Below are 15883 nucleotides of genomic sequence, written 5' to 3'. Positions count from 1 at the left end.
CCGGCCCGCACCCCGTCAGACCTCTTCGACGCTGCTGGGCTCGCGCCGGGCCAGGTCGATGCCCAGTTCCTCGGCCGCCCGGAAGACGTCCTCGTCGCTGTCGCGCATCTCGATGGCCATGCCGTCGGAGGAGAGGACCTCCACGTTCAGGCAGAGCGACTGCATCTCCTTGATGAGCACCTTGAAGGACTCGGGGATGCCCGGTTCGGGGATGTTCTCGCCCTTGACGATGGCCTCGTAGACCTTCACGCGGCCGAGCACGTCGTCGGACTTGATCGTCAGCAGCTCCTGCAGGGCGTAGGCGGCGCCGTAGGCCTCGAGGGCCCAGACCTCCATCTCGCCGAAGCGCTGTCCACCGAACTGCGCCTTACCACCCAGCGGCTGCTGGGTGATCATCGAGTACGGACCGGTCGAACGGGCGTGGATCTTGTCGTCGACCAGGTGGTGGAGCTTCAGGATGTACATGTAGCCGACCGCGACCGGCTCCGGGAAGGGCTCCCCGGAGCGACCGTCGAACAGCTGCGCCTTGCCGTCGCCCTGGACCAGACGGTCCCCGTCCCGGGTCGGGATGGTCGAGCTGAGCAGACCGGTGATCTCCTCCTCGCGCGCACCGTCGAAGACGGGGGTCGCGATGCGGGAGCCGGCCGGGGCCGAGCGGATCTCCTCGGGGATGAGCTTCGCCCAGTCCGGTTCACCCTCGATCTTCCAGCCGCGGCTGGCGATCCAGCCGAGGTGGAGCTCGAGGACCTGACCCACGTTCATGCGGGACGGGACACCGAGCGGGTTGAGGATGACGTCGACGGGCGTGCCGTCCTCGAGGAACGGCATGTCCTCGACGGGCAGGATCTTCGAGATGACGCCCTTGTTGCCGTGACGACCGGCGAGCTTGTCACCGTCGGTGATCTTGCGCTTGTTCGCCACGTAGACGCGGACCAGCTGGTTCACGCCCGGGGGCAGTTCGTCGCCCTCGTCGCGGTCGAAGACCTTGACGCCGATGACGGTGCCGGTCTCGCCGTGGGGCACCTTCAGCGAGGTGTCGCGGACCTCACGGGCCTTCTCGCCGAAGATGGCGCGCAGCAGGCGCTCCTCCGGGGTGAGCTCGGTCTCGCCCTTGGGCGTGACCTTGCCGACGAGCAGGTCGCCGTCACGGACCTCGGCGCCGATGCGGATGATCCCGCGCTCGTCGAGGTCGGCCAGCACCTCCTCGGCCACGTTCGGGATGTCCCGCGTGATCTCCTCGGGCCCGAGCTTGGTGTCGCGGGCGTCGACCTCGTGCTCCTCGATGTGGATCGAGGAGAGGACGTCGTCCTGCACGAGGCGCTGCGACAGGATGATCGCGTCCTCGTAGTTGTGGCCCTCCCACGGCATGAACGCGACCATCAGGTTGCGTCCGAGCGCCATCTCGCCGCCCTCGGTCGAGGGACCGTCCGCGAGGACCGTCCCGACCTCGACGCGGTCGCCCTCGTTGATGACGACCTGCTGGTTGTAGGCGGTGCCGTGGTTGGAACGGCGGAACTTCGCGACCTTGTAGGTCGTCGAGGTGCCGTCGTCGTTCGTCGTCGTGATCATGTCGGCGGACACGTCCGTCGCGACACCGGCCTTGGAGGCCACCACGACGTCACCGGCGTCGACCGCGGCACGGAACTCCATGCCGGTACCGATCAGCGGCGCCTCGGACTTGACCAGCGGGACGGCCTGACGCTGCATGTTCGCGCCCATGAGCGCGCGGTTCGCGTCGTCGTGCTCGAGGAACGGGATCATCGCGGTCGCGACGGAGACCATCTGCCGGGCGGCGACGTCCATGTAGTCGACCTCGTCGCGCGGGACGAACTCGGTCTCACCACCCTTGGCGCGCACCAGGACGCGGGCCTCGGCGAAGCGGGAGTCCTCGTCGAGCGGGGCGTTGGCCTGCGCGATGACGAAGGCGTCCTCCTCGTCGGCGGTGAGGTACTCGACCTCGTCGGAGACGATCCCGTCCTTGATCTTGCGGTACGGGGTCTCGATGAAGCCGAACGGGTTGATGCGCCCGTAGGACGACAGCGAACCGATCAGGCCGATGTTCGGGCCTTCCGGGGTCTCGATCGGGCACATGCGGCCGTAGTGCGACGGGTGGACGTCGCGGACCTCCATGCCGGCGCGCTCACGGGAGAGACCGCCCGGGCCCAGCGCCGAGAGACGGCGCTTGTGGGTCAGACCCGCGAGCGGGTTGGTCTGGTCCATGAACTGCGACAGCTGCGACGTCCCGAAGAACTCCTTGATGGAGGCCACGACGGGACGGATGTTGATCAGCGTCTGCGGCGTGATCGCCTCGACGTCCTGGGTCGTCATGCGCTCGCGCACGACGCGCTCCATCCGGGACAGGCCGGTGCGGACCTGGTTCTGGATGAGCTCGCCGACGCTGCGCAGACGGCGGTTGCCGAAGTGGTCGATGTCGTCGACCTCGACGCGCGCCTCGATGGGCTGCCCGTTCTTGACGCCCGGCATGGTGACCTCGCCGGCGTGCAGCTTCACCAGGTACTTGATGGTGCGCACGATGTCGTCGACGGAGAGGACGCTGTCGGACAGCGGCTCCTCGGTGCCCAGCTTCTTGTTGACCTTGTAGCGGCCGACCTTGGCCAGGTCGTAGCGCTTGGGGTTGAAGTACAGGTTGTCGAGCAGGTTGCGCGCGGCCTCCTGCGTCGGCGGTTCACCCGGACGCAGCTTGCGGTAGATGTCCAGCAGCGCGTCCTCGACGCCCGAGGTGTGGTCCTTCTCCAGCGTGGAGATCATCGACTCGTAGTCGGCGAACTCCTCGCGGATCTGGGACTCGCTCCAGCCCAGGGCCTTCATCAGGACCGTGACCGACTGCTTGCGCTTGCGGTCGACGCGGACGCCGACGGTGTCGCGCTTGTCGATCTCGAACTCGAGCCAGGCACCGCGCGAAGGGATGATCTTCGCGGTCCAGGTGTCGCGGTCGGACGTCTTGTCCGGCACGCGCTCGAAGTAGATGCCCGGCGAGCGGACCAGCTGCGACACGACGACGCGCTCGGTGCCGTTGATGACGAAGGTGCCGCGCTCGGTCATGAGCGGGAAGTCACCCATGAAGACGGTCTGCGACTTGATCTCACCGGTGTTGCCGTTGATGAACTCCGCCGTGACGAACAGGGGCGCGGAGTAGGTGAGGTCGCGCTCCTTGCAGTCGTCGAGGGAGTACTTCGGCGGCTCGAAGCGGTGGTCGCGGAACGACAGCGACATGGAGCCCGAGAAGTCCTCGATCGGGGAGATCTCTTCGAAGATCTCCTCCAGACCGGAGGTCGTCGGGACGGCGAGCCCACCGTTGGTGGAGGCCTCGACCCGGTCCTGCCAGCGCTTGTTGCCGAGCAGCCAGTCGAAGCTGTCCGTCTGGAGCGCGAGGAGGTCGGGGACCTCCAGTGGTTCGTGGATCTTGCCGAAGGAGTATCGACCGGAGATCGTGCGCGGTGCCTTGTTGCCGATGTACGTGCGGTTCGGTGCGGACGCTGGAAGCGAGGCAGCCAAGAGTGGTCCTTCCACGGGCCTGCGAACTCTGTGCACTACCCGCCCCGCTCGGTCGTTCCCACGGCGACGACCGGCTATATGACTCTGGGCAGCGCAAAACAGCAGAGTACCCCCGATGGGCACGACTGTCCAACCCCCGGATCTGGCGATCCGGGCGCCGCGCGCCGGTGACCGCGTGCCCCCCGACGGCGACGTCGGCCCCGACGACGGTGTCGGGACGAGCAGGCGGTCGTGTTGACGACCGAGATGAGGATGTCCCCCCGACGCGTCCGCGTCAAGGCGACCCCCCGGGCGTGTGGGCAACTCCCAGAACCGGCCCCGGAAATCGTCCGGGAACGCCGCAGGGGCGGCCGGACCGAGGTCCGACCGCCCCTGGGGCGTAGCGACCCGGGTCAGCCCCGGGCAGGGGTCACTTGAGGGTGACGGTGGCGCCAGCGGCTTCGAGCTGGGCCTTGGCCTTCTCGGCAGCGTCCTTGGCGACCTTCTCGAGGACGGGCTTGGGGGCGCCGTCGACGAGGTCCTTGGCCTCCTTGAGGCCGAGGGAGGTCAGCGCGCGGACCTCCTTGATGACACCGATCTTCTTGTCACCAGCGGCCTCGAGGATGACGTCGAACTCGGACTGCTCTTCAGCAGCCTCGGCCGGCGCGCCGGCGACCGGGCCACCGGCCATCGCCACGGGGGCGGCGGCGGTGACGTCGAAGGTCTCCTCGAACTTCTTCACGAACTCGGAGAGCTCGATGAGGGTGAGTTCCTTGAACGCGTCGAGCAGCTCGTCGGTGCTGAGCTTCGCCATGAGGGCGGTCCTTCCTGAGTGTGTGGGTCCCGCGGTTCGCTGCGCGGGCAGGGGGTGGGAGCTGGGAGCTCAGGCGTCCACGGTCTCGGCCACGGGGGCCTCGTCCGCGGCAGCCTCTGCGGGGGCGCCCGCAGCCTGCTTCTCCCGCAACGCTTCCACGGTGCGGACGGTCTTGGACAGCGGCGCCTGGAACAGCGACGCGGCCTTCGACTGGGTGGCCTTGAGGACACCGGCGACCTTGGAGAGGAGAACCTCGCGGGACTCCAGGTCGGCCAGGGCCTTGACGTCGTCGGCGCTGATCGCGCGGCCGTCGAGCACGCCGCTCTTGACGATCAGCTGGGGGTTGGCCTTGGCGAAGTCACGCAGACCCTTGGCCGCCTCCACCGGGTCACCGGTGATGAAGGCGATCGCGGAGGGGCCGGACAGCTGCCCCTCGAAGGCCGTGACTCCGGCCTCCTTCGCGGCGATGCTGGTCAGCGTGTTCTTCAGGACCGCGTAGGTCGTGTCAGGACCCAGCGCCGTCCGCAGGTTCGTGAGCTGCGCGACGGACAACCCCCGGTACTCGGTGAGCACCGCGGCGTTGGACTCCTGGAACAGAGCCGTGAGTTGCTTCACGGCGGCGATGTTCCTGGGCTTCGGCATGTGTGCCCTCCTTCCTCGTCTCGGGGGAAACCGGTCGACCCCGAAAGCACGAAACGCCCCGGCGCAGGTGCGCGGGGCGTCGGAGGGCGGCCACCAGGGCCGCGATCGAAGCTCTTGCTCACCTGCGCAGGTCGCCCGCACTGCGGGGCCTTCAGCTACCAGCACCAGAGGTTCTGCACCAGAGGTGTGGTTAGCGACCGGCGGTCTTCGGTACTGGACAAGACTACACGCCGTGGGCGGGTGCTCCTGACCGCACGACGCAGGGGCGGGACCCCGGAACGGGATCCCGCCCCTGCGGGCTGGTTCAGCGACGCGTCAGTTGACGGTCGCCTCTCCGGTGAGGTTGCGGGTCAGCGCGGGGTCGACCGGCACGCCCGGGCCCATCGTGGTGGTGATGGTGGCCTTGCGCAGGTAGCGGCCCTTGGAGGAGGACGGCTTGAGGCGCAGCACCTCGTCGAGCGCGGCGGAGTAGTTCTCGACGAGCTGGGTGTCGTCGAAGCTCGCCTTGCCGATGACGAAGTGCAGGTTGGCGTGCTTGTCGGTGCGGAACTCGATCTTCCCGCCCTTGATCTCCGTGACGGCCTTCGCGACGTCCATGGTCACGGTGCCGGTCTTCGGGTTCGGCATCAGACCACGGGGGCCCAGCACCTTGCCCAGACGACCGACCTTGCCCATGAGGTCCGGGGTCGCGACGGCGGCGTCGAAGTCGAGGCGGCCCTTGGCGACCTCGTCGATGAGCTCGTCGCCGCCGACGATGTCGGCGCCGGCGGCCTCGGCCTGCGCGGCGCGGTCACCGACGGCGAAGACCAGCACGCGGGCGGTCTTGCCGGTGCCGTGCGGCAGGTTGACGGTGCCGCGGACCATCTGGTCGGCCTTGCGGGGGTCCACACCGAGGCGGAACGCGACCTCGACGGTGGCGTCGTACTTCACCAGCGACGTCTCGCGCGCGAGCTTGACGGCGTCGAGCGGTGCGTACAGCTCGTCGAAGTCGATCTTCTCGGCTGCGGCCTTGTAACCCTTGCTGCGCTTCACTTCTGCTCCTCTGGATCGTTGAGGGTCGTGGTCGAACGGACCGCGCGCGGCCCTGCCACTGGAACTACCGCTGAGTGTCGGGTGCGACAGCTCAGTCGGAGACGGTGATGCCCATGGACCGAGCGGTGCCCGCGATGATGCGGGCGGCCATGTCGATGTCCTTGGCGTTGAGGTCCTGCAGCTTCTGCTCCGCGATCGAGCGCACCTGCGCGTTGGTGAGGTTCGCGACCTTCTTCACGTGGGGCTCGCCGGAGCCCTTCTCCACGCCCGCAGCCTTCTTGATGAGCTCGGCGGCCGGCGGGGTCTTGGTGATGAAGGTGAACGAGCGGTCCTCGTAGACCGTGATCTCGACCGGGATGACGTTGCCGCGCTGGGACTCGGTCTGCGCGTTGTACGCCTTGCAGAACTCCATGATGTTCACGCCGTGCTGACCGAGCGCGGGCCCGATCGGCGGGGCCGGGGTCGCCTGGCCGGCCTTGATCTGGAGCTTGATGAGCCCGGAGACCTTCTTCTTGGGGGGCATGAGCGATCCCTTCCTCGGATGCGTGACGGCCGTTCGGTGCCCGCGGTTCGGGCGACGACGTGTTGTGGCCGTCGATCAGTCTACGGGAGGACTCCCCCGGCCCCCAAAACGGGACGCCCCCACCCCGGCTCGGGGTGGGGGCGTCTCGCGAGGAGCGGTGCGTCAGATCTTGGCGACCTGGTTGAAGTTCAGCTCGACCGGCGTCTCGCGGCCGAAGATCGAGACCAGCACCGTGAGCTTCGCGCGGTCGGTGGAGATCTCGGAGATCGTCGCGGGGAGGGTCTCGAAGGGGCCCTCCATGACGGTGACCGATTCGCCGACCTCGAAGTCGACGGTCTTCGTCGGGGCGGCGGCGGCGCCACCACCGGCGCTCTTCTCGCCGGCCTTCTCGCTGGACGGCAACGTCGGCGCGAGCATGGAGAAGATCTCGTCGTTGGACAGCGGGACCGGCTGGTGGGTGTTGCCCACGAAACCGGTGACCCCCGGGGTGTGCCGGACGGCGCCCCACGACTCGTCGGTCAGGTCCATGCGGACGAGGACGTAGCCGGGGATCCGGACGCGGCGCACGTTCTTGCGGGTGCCGTTCTTGACCTCGACGACCTCTTCCATGGGCACCTCGACCTGGAAGATGTAGTCCTCCATGTTGAGGGAGGTCATGCGGGTCTCGAGGTTGGTCTTCACGCGGTTCTCGTAGCCGGCGTAGGAATGGATGACGAACCACTCACCGGGTGCACGACGGAGCTTCTTGCGGAACTCCTCGACCTCGTCGACCTCGTCCTCACCGGTGTCGAGACCTTCGGCGACCTCGCCCTCGACCTCTGCGCCCTCGGCGTCCACGGACGCACCGTCGGGCGACTCGCCCTCGACCGGTTCCGCGACGTCCTCGACCTCGGCGTTCAGGTCGCCGGCCTCGTCACCCTCGACGGCGCCGATCGCGTCAGCGACCGGTTCGTCGGGGGTGTCCGCGGCCTGCTCGGCGTCGGCTTCCACGTCGGCCTCGGCGTCCGCGCGGACGTCGTCGGCGTCGTAGGTCTGGGTCGCGACGTACTGCTCGTCCGACTTGTCGTCGTCCGAGGGACCCCACTGCTCCGACACGTGCTGACCTGCTTCCTTCGGGATCGGGACTCGCAACGCCCCAGGCTGGTGCGCGCTGACGTTCGTCAGGACCCGAACACCAGCAGGACGAGCTTGCCGATGCCGTAGTCCAGGGCGGACACGAAGAGCATCATCACCACGACGAAGACGAGCACGACTCCGGTGTAGCTCAGCAGGTCCCGGCGGGTGGGCCAGACGACCTTGCGCAGCTCTTCGATGACCTGACGCAGGAACAGCAGGAGACCGTTGCGCTTCTTGGCCTCGGCGGGTTCCGCCGTGGCCTTCGTCGTCTGGCTCACCTCGCGCTGCCCCGCTTCTGTCGTGTGTCGCTCACGTACGGACGTGCCTCCCGGGGACCGGGAGCACGGGTGGTGCTCGCAGGGCAGGAGGGACTCGAACCCACAACCGCCGGTTTTGGAGACCGGTGCGCTACCAATTGCGCCACTGCCCTGAACGGATGCGCCGCCCCGGAGGGCGTGCGAAACCTCGACGGTTCGAGAACCGCCACGACCACCATAGGTGACGCCGGGGCTCACCGTCGAACCCGTCCGGGCTCCGAGGCTCCACGGCCGCACGCCGAGGGGTGGAAGGATGACCTGCGTGACCGCCCAGACGAGTCCTCCGCCCGGCACTGCCCCCAGCGGTGCGCGCCACCGCGTCTCGGCCCGCATCGCGGGCATCGCCGAGTCCGCGACCCTGGCCGTGGACGCCAAGGCGAAGGCGCTGAAGGCCGCCGGTCGCCCGGTCATCGGCTTCGGTGCGGGCGAGCCGGACTTCCCGACCCCGCAGGCCATCGTCGAGGCGGCCGTCGCGGCCTGCACCGACCCGGCCAACCACCGCTACACCCCCGCCGGCGGGCTGCCCGTCCTGCGGGAGGCGATCGCGGCCAAGACGGCGCGCGACTCCGGCTACCAGGTCTCCCCCGCCCAGGTCCTGGTCACCAACGGTGGCAAGCAGGCCGTCTACGAGGCCTTCGCCGCGATCCTCGACCCGGGTGACGAGCTGCTGCTGCCGGCGCCGTACTGGACGACCTACCCCGAGGCCGCGCGCCTCGCCGGCGGGGTCGCCGTGGAGGTCTTCGCCGGCCTGGAGCAGGGCTACAAGGTGACCGTCGACCAGCTCGAGGCGGCCCGCACGCCCCGCACCAAGGCGCTGCTGTTCTGCTCCCCCTCGAACCCGACCGGTGCGGTCTACTCCCCCGAGGAGGTCCGCGCGATCGGTCACTGGGCCCTGGAGCACGGCGTCTGGGTCATCAGCGACGAGATCTACGAGCACCTCGTCTACGACGGCGTGCGCGCCGCCTCGATGCCCGTGGAGGTCCCCGAGCTCGCCGACACCTGCATCGTCGTCAACGGGGTCGCGAAGACCTACGCCATGACGGGCTGGCGCGTGGGCTGGCTGATCGGGCCGCCCGACGTGGTCAAGGGTGCGGCGAACCTGCAGTCGCACCTGTCCTCCAACGTCGCGAACGTGTCGCAGCGCGCGGCCGTCCAGGCGCTCACCGGTGACCTGACCGCCGTCGCCGCGATGCGGGAGGCCTTCGACCGCCGTCGCACGACGATGGTGCGGATGCTCGACGCGATCGAGGGCGTGCGCTGCCCCCTGCCGCAGGGCGCGTTCTACGCCTACCCCAGCGTCGAGGACCTGATCGGGAAGACGTTGCGGGGCACCGAGATCACCTCGTCCGCCGTGCTGGCCGAACTCATCCTCAGCGAGGCCGAGGTGGCCGTCGTCCCAGGTGAGGCGTTCGGTCCGAGCGGGTTCCTGCGCCTGTCCTACGCCCTCGCCGACGCCGACCTGGTGACCGGGGTCGAGCGCATCCAGGCCCTCCTCGCCGAGGTGCGCTGAGCGCGGGTACACCGTCCGGTGGACCCGCGGGGGGCGCTCGAGCCGTCACCCTCGGGGGGTGAACCCCCTGCCCGCCGTCCGAGTCCGCGGACTCACCAAGCGCTACCCCAACGGCACGCTCGCCCTCGCCGGGATCGACCTCGACGTCGATCCCGGCGAGTGCGTGGCTCTGCTCGGCCCGAACGGAGCCGGCAAGACGAGCACCATCGAGGTCCTCGAGGGACACCGCTCGCGCGACGGCGGTGAGGTCAGCGTCCTCGGCGAGGACCCGGCCACGGCCGGCCTCGCCTGGCGGGCACGGCTCGGCATCGTCCTGCAGGAGGCGACCGACGCCGCCGACCTCTCGGTGCGCGAGGCCGTGCGGCACTTCGCCCTTTACCACCTCGACGCCCGCGACCCCGACGAGGTCATCGCCCTCGTCGGGCTCGAAGGCTCTGCGCGGCAACGGATCCGAGCCCTCTCCGGCGGGCAGCGCCGACGGCTCGACGTCGCGCTGGGCATCCTCGGCCGCCCCGAGCTGCTCTTCCTGGACGAGCCCACGACGGGTTTCGACCCCGAGGCGCGGCGGCACTTCTGGGACCTCGTCCGTGGTGTGCAGGCCGAGGGCACGACGATCCTGCTGACCACCCACTACCTCGACGAGGCCGCCGCGCTGGCCGACCGCGTCGCCGTCGTCGTGGGCGGCCGGGTCGTGGAGACCTCCACCCCGTCCACCCTCGGCGGACGGTTGCGGCTGGGGGCGACGGTGCGCTGGAACGAGTCGGGATCCGCGCGGGTCGAGCGCACCGACCGGCCCGGCGACCTGGTGCGGCACCTGCTGGCGCGCCCGGAGCTCCTCGTCGACGGCGAGCTGCCCGGGCTGGAGGTCCACCGGCCCACGCTGGAGGACGCCTACCTGGCCCTCGTGGACGGGGTCCGGCGGTGAGCGCCCCCGAGGTCCGCCGCCCCGAGCCCCCCACCGGCGAGCGCTCGCGCACCGGCGTGCGGGGTCGCCCCTCGACGGCCCGCATCGCGCTGGCGCGCACGGGTCTGGAGGTCCGGCAGTTCGTCCGGGAACGTGACGCGATGGCGTTCGTCTTCGCCTACCCCATCGTCATGCTCGTCATCTTCGGGTCGATCTTCGGCGGCCAGCGGCTGCCCGACGGGACGCCGTTCTCGCACTACTTCCTGGCCGGCATCGTCGCGACCGGGATCATGCTCACGAGCTTCCAGAGCCTCGCCGTCGGCATCGCCGGCGAACGCGACGACGGGACCCTGAAGCGGTTGCGCGGCATGGCCGTCCCCGCGCTGGCCTACGTCCTGGGCAAGGTCGGCATGGTCCTGACCACCTCGGTCGTCCAGCTGGTCCTGCTGCTCCTGGTCGCCCGGATCGCCTACGACGTGCCGTGGCCGGGCGACCTGACGCACTGGGCCCGCTTCGGGTGGGTGTTCGCGCTGGGAACGGTGGCCGGGACGGTGCTGGGGGTCGCGTTCTCCGCCGTCCCGGCCTCGGCGCGCTCCGCGACCGCGGTGACGGCCCCCGTGGTCATCGTCCTGCAGTTCTTCTCGGGGGTGTTCTTCACGCTCGCGTCCCTGCCGGGCTGGATGCTCGCCGTCGCGGAGGTCTTCCCGCTGAAGTGGATGGCCCAGGGCCTGCGGGCGGCACTGCTGCCGGAGAGCGCCGCAGCGGCGGAACCGGGCGGGAGCTGGGGACTGGGCACGGGAGCGCTGATCATGGCCGCCTGGGTCGTGCTGGGCCTGCTCCTCTGCCTGCGGTCCTTCCGCTGGACCCGCAAGGACCGGTGAGCGGGCACGATGACCGGGTGGGGACACCTCAGGAGCGCTGGTCGGTGAGCAGGAACCCCGCGACCACCTCGTGGTGGGTGCGCAGCGTGCCCGGCTGGCACGCCGCCTTCGGCCTGTTCGTGGTCATCGCCGCCCTGGTGCTGCTGATCGGCGACGACGCGCACCGGCTCCGCGCCGCCGTCGCGGTGGGGGTCGTCGCGCTGACGTACGCGCTGCTCGGGCCCCGGGCGGCCCGCGTGCGGGACCGGCGCTCGCGGATCTACCTCGCCGTGCTGGTCGTGGGTCTCACCGTCGCCCTGACCGGCGCCCCGACGCTGAGCTTCCTGCTCTTCGTCGCCTTCCCGCAGACCTGGTTCCTCACCGGCTCCCGCCGCGAGGGCACGCTGTGGACGGTGGCTGTCGCACTGGCCGGCCTGACCGGGATGACGGTGGGCTACGGCGACTCGGCGCGCACGGTCGACATCGCGGTGTCGATGCTCGTCAGCACCGCCTTCACGTGCGTCCTCGGGATCTGGATCTGGCAGGTCGTCTCGCAGAGCGAGGAACGGGCAGCGCTCATCACCGAGCTCGAGAACACCCGGGTGGAACTGGCTGCGGCGCACCACGCGGCAGGGGTCGCCGCCGAGCGTGCCCGGCTGGCCGCCGACATCCACGACACCCTCGCCCAGGGGTTCACCGGCATCGTGCTGCTGGCCCAGTCCGCCGCCGCGACCGCCCCGCCGGGCCCGACCCGTGCGCAGCTGGAACTGATCGAGGGTTCCGCACGGGCGGGGCTGGCGGAGGCCCGGACCCTGGTGGCGGCGATGAGCCCGGTCGACCTGGAGGGTACGACGCTGGCCGAGGCGCTGCGCCGTCTCGCCGAGCGGGTGTCGCGGGAGAGCGGTGTGGCCGTGGACGTGGTCGTGGCGGAGGACCTCCGGGGGTTGTCCGCGGGCCGCCAGGTCGTGCTGCTGCGGGCCGCGCAGGAGGCGTTGGGCAACGTGCGCAAGCACGCCGGGGCGCGCAGGGTCCAGGTGCGCCTCGTCAGCGCGGACGGGACGGCCACGCTGGAGGTGCACGACGACGGAGTGGGGATCACCGAGCAGGACGTGGTCGCCGCGACCGGTTTCGGCCTCGCCGGCATGCGACGCCGGGTCGAGGAGGCCGGCGGGGTGTTCGAGGTCGTCGGCGAACCCGGTGGCGGTACCCGGTTGCTGGTCGCCGTGCCGGCGGAGGTCCCGGCGTGAGGCCGGTGCGGGTGCTCGTGGTCGACGACCACCCCGTCGTGCGCGGGGGCATCGAGGGGCTGCTCGCGACGGCCGACGACCTCGAGGTCGTCGGCGGCGCCGCGAACGGTCGGGAAGCCCTGGAGGCCGTGGCGAGGCTTCGGCCGGACGTCGTGCTGATGGACCTGCGGATGCCCGTCGTGGACGGTGCCACGGCCACGGAGGAGATCCGGCGCGCCCACCCGGAGGTCCACGTGCTCGTGCTGACGACGTACGAGACCGACGCCGACATCGTCCGGGCCGTCGAGGCCGGGGCGACCGGCTACCTGCTCAAGGACACCCCGCTGGCCCAGCTCGTCGACGCCGTCCGCGCTGCGTCGCGGGGTGAGACCGTGCTGGCCCCGCCGGTCGCGGCGAAGTTGAAGGCGCGCCTGCGGGGACCCGTCCAGGAGTCGCTGACCCCGCGGGAGCTGCAGGTCCTGGGCTCGGTGTCGCGCGGGTCGACGAACGCCGAGATCGGCCGGGAGCTCTTCATCGGGGAGGCGACGGTCAAGACGCACCTGCTGCGGACGTTCGCGAAGCTCGGCGTGGCCGACCGCACCCACGCCGTGACGGTCGCGATCCAACGCGGACTGCTGCCACCACCGTGAGGGCCCCCTGACCAGGACGGATGGCGGTTGGTCCTGGCAGACTCACGGAGCGTGACACGCACGGTCGAGTCCCTGCCCAAGGCGCACCTGCACCTGCACTTCACGGGGTCGATGCGCCCCCAGACCCTGCTCGACCTGGCCGAGCGCCACCGGATCCGGCTGCCCACCCAGCTGAGCTCGTCCTCGATGATCACCCTCTCCCCCGACGAACGCGGCTGGTTCCGCTTCCAACGGCTCTACGACGCCGCCCGCGCCTGCGTCCGGACCGCGGACGACATGCGCCGGATCGTGCTGGAGGCCGCCGCCGACGACGCGGCCGAGGGGTCGCGGTGGCTGGAGCTGCAGGTGGACCCGACCTCCTACGCCGTGCACGTCGGCGGGATCACCCCGGCGCTGGAGATCGTCCTCGAGGCCGCCCGCGACGCGACCGCGCTGACCGGGACCGCGGTGGCCGTCGTCGTCGCCGCGAGCCGGATCCGCCACCCGCTGGACGCGCGGACGTTGGCCCGGCTGGCCGCCCGCCACGCCGGCGACGGGCCGGGCACGGTCGTCGGGTTCGGGCTGTCCAACGACGAACGCCGGGGGGACACCTCGGAGTTCGCCGGGGCCTTCGACATCGCCCGCGACGCCGGGCTCGCCTGCGTCCCGCACTCCGGGGAGCTGTTGGGACCCGACCACGTCGCGCAGACCCTGCGGGAGCTGCAGCCGGACCGGCTCGGCCACGGCGTCCGCAGCGGCGAGGACCCGGCGGTGCTGGACCGGGTCATCGCGGCCGGGGTGGCCCTGGAGGTCTGCCCGACGAGCAACGTCTCCCTCGGGGTCTACCCCGACCTCGAGCGGGTTCCGCTGCGGCAGCTGGTGTCCGCGGGAGCCACGGTGGCGCTCGGGGCCGACGACCCGCTGCTCTTCGGGCCCCGCCTGGCCGCCCAGTACCGCAGCGCGCGGGAGGACCACGGGTTCGACGACGAGGGGCTGGCCGGGCTCGCGAAGGCGTCGATCAGCGCCTCGCGGGCCCCGGCGGAGGTGAAGCGGGCCCTGCACGCGGAGGTGGACGAGTGGTTGGCGAGGTCGCCGAGCGAAGGGGCCCCGGAATCCCTTGCGGTGTGATTGACTCAATGGGTTGATCCATTGAGTTCAGGAGGCGTCCGTGTTCGGTGGGCTCGTCGTGTTCGTGCCGTTGATCGTCCTCCTGGGGGGTGCCGCCGCGGCCCTGGTGTCCGTGCGCCGCGCCGCGCAGCCCTGGGAGCTGCCGCTCCCGGCGGCCGAGGCCCGCCGTCGTGACGCGCGGTCGTCGGTCGTGGGCGTCACCGCCGGGCTGGGCGCCGCCGTGGTGGTCGTGGCCGTCGGCCTCCTCTCGCACTCCCCGGCCCTGGTGGTGACCGGACCGCTCGTCGGAGCCGCTCTCCACGCGGTGGTGGCCTACCTGCACGAGACCGCTCACCCCCGGCCGACCGGGCGGGTGCGCAGCGCCAAGGTCGTCACGCGGTCGATCGGGGACAGCGCTCCGCCGGTCCTGACCGTTCTCGGTGCTCTCGCGGGATTCATCATCGTCGCGGCCTGCGTGGGCGGGATCGTGGTCAACGGAGCGTCGGACCAGTACGTGTGGGAGCGGTGGAACGGGGTGGCGTCCGGCGGGCTCTTCCCCGGCGGCGCCCTGGCCCTGCCGGTGCTCGCGGCGGCGTTCACCGCGATCGTCGTCACCGGCGCCGTCCTGCACCGGGTACCGGCCCGGCCAGCCGTGCCGACGGCTCCCGCCTGGGTCGACGACGGTCTCCGCCGCACCAGCGCCCACCGCGTGGTGCGGGTCACGACCGCGGCTCTGCTCGGGACGGCCGGGGTCCTCGTGCTGCTGTGGTCCCACTTCGCCGCGGTCTACGGCCTGGAGTTCACGGTCAACCCCGATCCGGCGGATCAGCCGATGCCCGTCGGACCGCTGGAGTGGCTCGTCGAGCCCTTCGGTCTGGGCGGCCTGTCCATCGTCCTCGTCGGTCTCGTCGTGCTGGCCGTCCCGGCCCGTGGCCTCCGCAACCCCGTCGCGGTGGGGGTCACCACGGCGTGAGCTCCTTGGAACTGTTCGTCGACACCCAGTCCGCGATCCCGGCCTACGAGCAGATCCGCGAGCAGATCACCACCCTCGCCACCACCGGCGCCCTGCGCGAGGGCGATCGACTCCCCGCAGCGCGGACGTTCGCCGCGGACCTGGGCCTCGCGGTCGGTACCGTCCAACGCGCCTACCGCGAGCTCGAGGCGGCCGGGACCGTCACATCACGACGACGGACGGGGACGGTCGTCGCGGCGCAGGTCACCGTCGAGGAGGACGTCCGCTGGGCGGCGGAGGGGTTCGTCGAACGGGCCCTGGGGTCGGGGTTGAGCCCGGAGCAGGCGCTCGACGTCGTGCGCGCCGCGCTGGTCAGCGTCGGGCGAGACCGCTCCGTCCCCCCGGCGCCGAAGCCCCCGGGCCGGGTGAAGGCCCAGTAGGGAGCCGTCCACGGGGGTCAGCGGGGAAGGGTGAACGCCGCCACGAGTCCGCTCAGCTCGACCGCGGCGCGCGAGACCTCCCCGGCGGTGGTGGCCGTGTGGGTCGCCCCCGCCGTGGTCTGATCCGCCGCAGCGGCGATGCCGGAGATGTTCAACGCGATCTCCTGACTCCCCGAGGAGACCTCGGTGACGTTGCGCACCATCTCCGACGTCGTCGCCGACTGCTCCTCCACCGCCGCCGCGATCGTGGACTGCAACCCGTCGATGCGGGCGATGACCTCGGTGATCTCCGCGATCGCCGAAGCCGCCTCCGCCG

The 15883-nt window shown here is 71.0% G+C and carries 15 protein-coding genes, 1 tRNA gene and 1 pseudogene; 8 read left to right on the top strand and 9 right to left on the bottom strand.

The annotated features are described in order from the left end of the window. Nucleotides 1-15 precede the first annotated feature (15 nt). The 8 genes from rpoB to ACFQ46_RS12730 all read right to left on the bottom strand — a co-directional run bounded on the left by rpoB (nucleotide 16) and on the right by ACFQ46_RS12730 (nucleotide 8052). Nucleotides 16-3516 (bottom strand): DNA-directed RNA polymerase subunit beta, encoded by a 3501-nt coding sequence (rpoB, locus tag ACFQ46_RS12765; RefSeq protein ID WP_328294639.1) that lies wholly within the window; start codon nucleotides 3514-3516, stop codon nucleotides 16-18. A gap of 409 nt (nucleotides 3517-3925) precedes the next feature. Beyond that, on the bottom strand, nucleotides 3926-4309 hold the full coding sequence (gene rplL, locus ACFQ46_RS12760; RefSeq protein ID WP_328294638.1) for a 50S ribosomal protein L7/L12: 384 nt from the start codon (nucleotides 4307-4309) through the stop codon (nucleotides 3926-3928). Between the two features lie 69 nt (nucleotides 4310-4378). Next, nucleotides 4379-4951, bottom strand: coding sequence for a 50S ribosomal protein L10 (gene rplJ, locus ACFQ46_RS12755; protein WP_328294637.1), 573 nt, complete (start codon nucleotides 4949-4951; stop codon nucleotides 4379-4381). Nucleotides 4952-5266: 315 nt separating this feature from the next. Then, a complete protein-coding gene (gene rplA, locus ACFQ46_RS12750) occupies nucleotides 5267-5983 on the bottom strand; it encodes a 50S ribosomal protein L1 (protein WP_328294636.1) in 717 nt (238 codons plus the stop codon). 91 nt (nucleotides 5984-6074) lie between these two features. Then, nucleotides 6075-6506, bottom strand: coding sequence for a 50S ribosomal protein L11 (gene rplK / locus ACFQ46_RS12745; RefSeq protein ID WP_380259845.1), 432 nt, complete (start codon nucleotides 6504-6506; stop codon nucleotides 6075-6077). 162 nt (nucleotides 6507-6668) lie between these two features. Then, on the bottom strand, nucleotides 6669-7601 hold the full coding sequence (nusG, locus tag ACFQ46_RS12740) for a transcription termination/antitermination protein NusG (RefSeq protein ID WP_380259844.1): 933 nt from the start codon (nucleotides 7599-7601) through the stop codon (nucleotides 6669-6671). Between the two features lie 65 nt (nucleotides 7602-7666). Beyond that, nucleotides 7667-7900 (bottom strand): preprotein translocase subunit SecE, encoded by a 234-nt coding sequence (gene secE / locus ACFQ46_RS12735; RefSeq protein ID WP_328294633.1) that lies wholly within the window; start codon nucleotides 7898-7900, stop codon nucleotides 7667-7669. A 79-nt stretch (nucleotides 7901-7979) separates the two neighbouring features. After that, nucleotides 7980-8052: transfer RNA gene (locus tag ACFQ46_RS12730), tRNA-Trp, on the bottom strand. A 140-nt stretch (nucleotides 8053-8192) separates the two neighbouring features. Between ACFQ46_RS12730 and ACFQ46_RS12725 the strand changes: the two genes are divergently transcribed. The 8 genes from ACFQ46_RS12725 (at nucleotide 8193) to ACFQ46_RS12690 (ending at nucleotide 15567) form a co-directional block, all read left to right on the top strand. Continuing rightward, nucleotides 8193-9449: a pyridoxal phosphate-dependent aminotransferase gene (locus ACFQ46_RS12725; protein WP_380259843.1), complete on the top strand. Its 1257-nt coding sequence runs from the start codon at nucleotides 8193-8195 to the stop codon at nucleotides 9447-9449. Nucleotides 9450-9516: 67 nt separating this feature from the next. After that, nucleotides 9517-10374 carry an ABC transporter ATP-binding protein gene (locus tag ACFQ46_RS12720; RefSeq protein ID WP_380259895.1) on the top strand — a complete coding sequence of 286 codons (858 nt, stop codon included), beginning with the start codon at nucleotides 9517-9519 and terminating at the stop codon, nucleotides 10372-10374. Further along, nucleotides 10371-11234, top strand: coding sequence for an ABC transporter permease (locus ACFQ46_RS12715; protein WP_380259842.1), 864 nt, complete (start codon nucleotides 10371-10373; stop codon nucleotides 11232-11234). Before ACFQ46_RS12720 ends, ACFQ46_RS12715 begins: the two co-directional genes overlap by 4 nt. 44 nt (nucleotides 11235-11278) lie before the next feature. After that, a complete protein-coding gene (locus ACFQ46_RS12710; RefSeq protein WP_380259841.1) occupies nucleotides 11279-12460 on the top strand; it encodes a sensor histidine kinase in 1182 nt (393 codons plus the stop codon). Continuing rightward, nucleotides 12457-13089 (top strand): response regulator, encoded by a 633-nt coding sequence (locus ACFQ46_RS12705; RefSeq protein WP_380259840.1) that lies wholly within the window; start codon nucleotides 12457-12459, stop codon nucleotides 13087-13089. The genes ACFQ46_RS12710 and ACFQ46_RS12705 overlap by 4 nt, the downstream gene beginning before the upstream one ends. Before the next feature lie 51 nt (nucleotides 13090-13140). Continuing rightward, complete coding sequence (locus ACFQ46_RS12700) at nucleotides 13141-14196, top strand: adenosine deaminase (RefSeq protein WP_380259839.1); 1056 nt, start codon at nucleotides 13141-13143, stop codon at nucleotides 14194-14196. Between the two features lie 40 nt (nucleotides 14197-14236). After that, a complete protein-coding gene (locus ACFQ46_RS12695) occupies nucleotides 14237-15148 on the top strand; it encodes a hypothetical protein (protein WP_380259838.1) in 912 nt (303 codons plus the stop codon). Then, entirely contained in the window at nucleotides 15145-15567 is a 423-nt protein-coding gene (locus tag ACFQ46_RS12690; RefSeq protein ID WP_380259837.1) for a GntR family transcriptional regulator, read from the top strand. Before ACFQ46_RS12695 ends, ACFQ46_RS12690 begins: the two co-directional genes overlap by 4 nt. A gap of 17 nt (nucleotides 15568-15584) precedes the next feature. On the opposite strand, the pseudogene ACFQ46_RS12685 reads toward ACFQ46_RS12690, so the two are convergent. Next, a pseudogene (locus ACFQ46_RS12685) lies at nucleotides 15585-15883 on the bottom strand (methyl-accepting chemotaxis protein); the annotation flags it as partial.

Source organism: Kineococcus sp. GCM10028916 (assembly GCF_042674865.1).
Lineage (GTDB): Bacteria > Actinomycetota > Actinomycetes > Actinomycetales > Kineococcaceae > Kineococcus.
This window is presented reverse-complemented; position numbering and strand designations above follow the sequence as displayed.

Coding starts and splice junctions, on each gene's coding strand:
- rplL (WP_328294638.1), bottom strand. CDS start 4,309: ATGGCGAAGCTCAGCACCGACGAGCTGCTCGACGCGTTCAAGGAACTC.
- rplJ (WP_328294637.1), bottom strand. CDS start 4,951: ATGCCGAAGCCCAGGAACATCGCCGCCGTGAAGCAACTCACGGCTCTG.
- rplK (WP_380259845.1), bottom strand. CDS start 6,506: ATGCCCCCCAAGAAGAAGGTCTCCGGGCTCATCAAGCTCCAGATCAAG.
- ACFQ46_RS12725 (WP_380259843.1), top strand. CDS start 8,193: ATGACCTGCGTGACCGCCCAGACGAGTCCTCCGCCCGGCACTGCCCCC.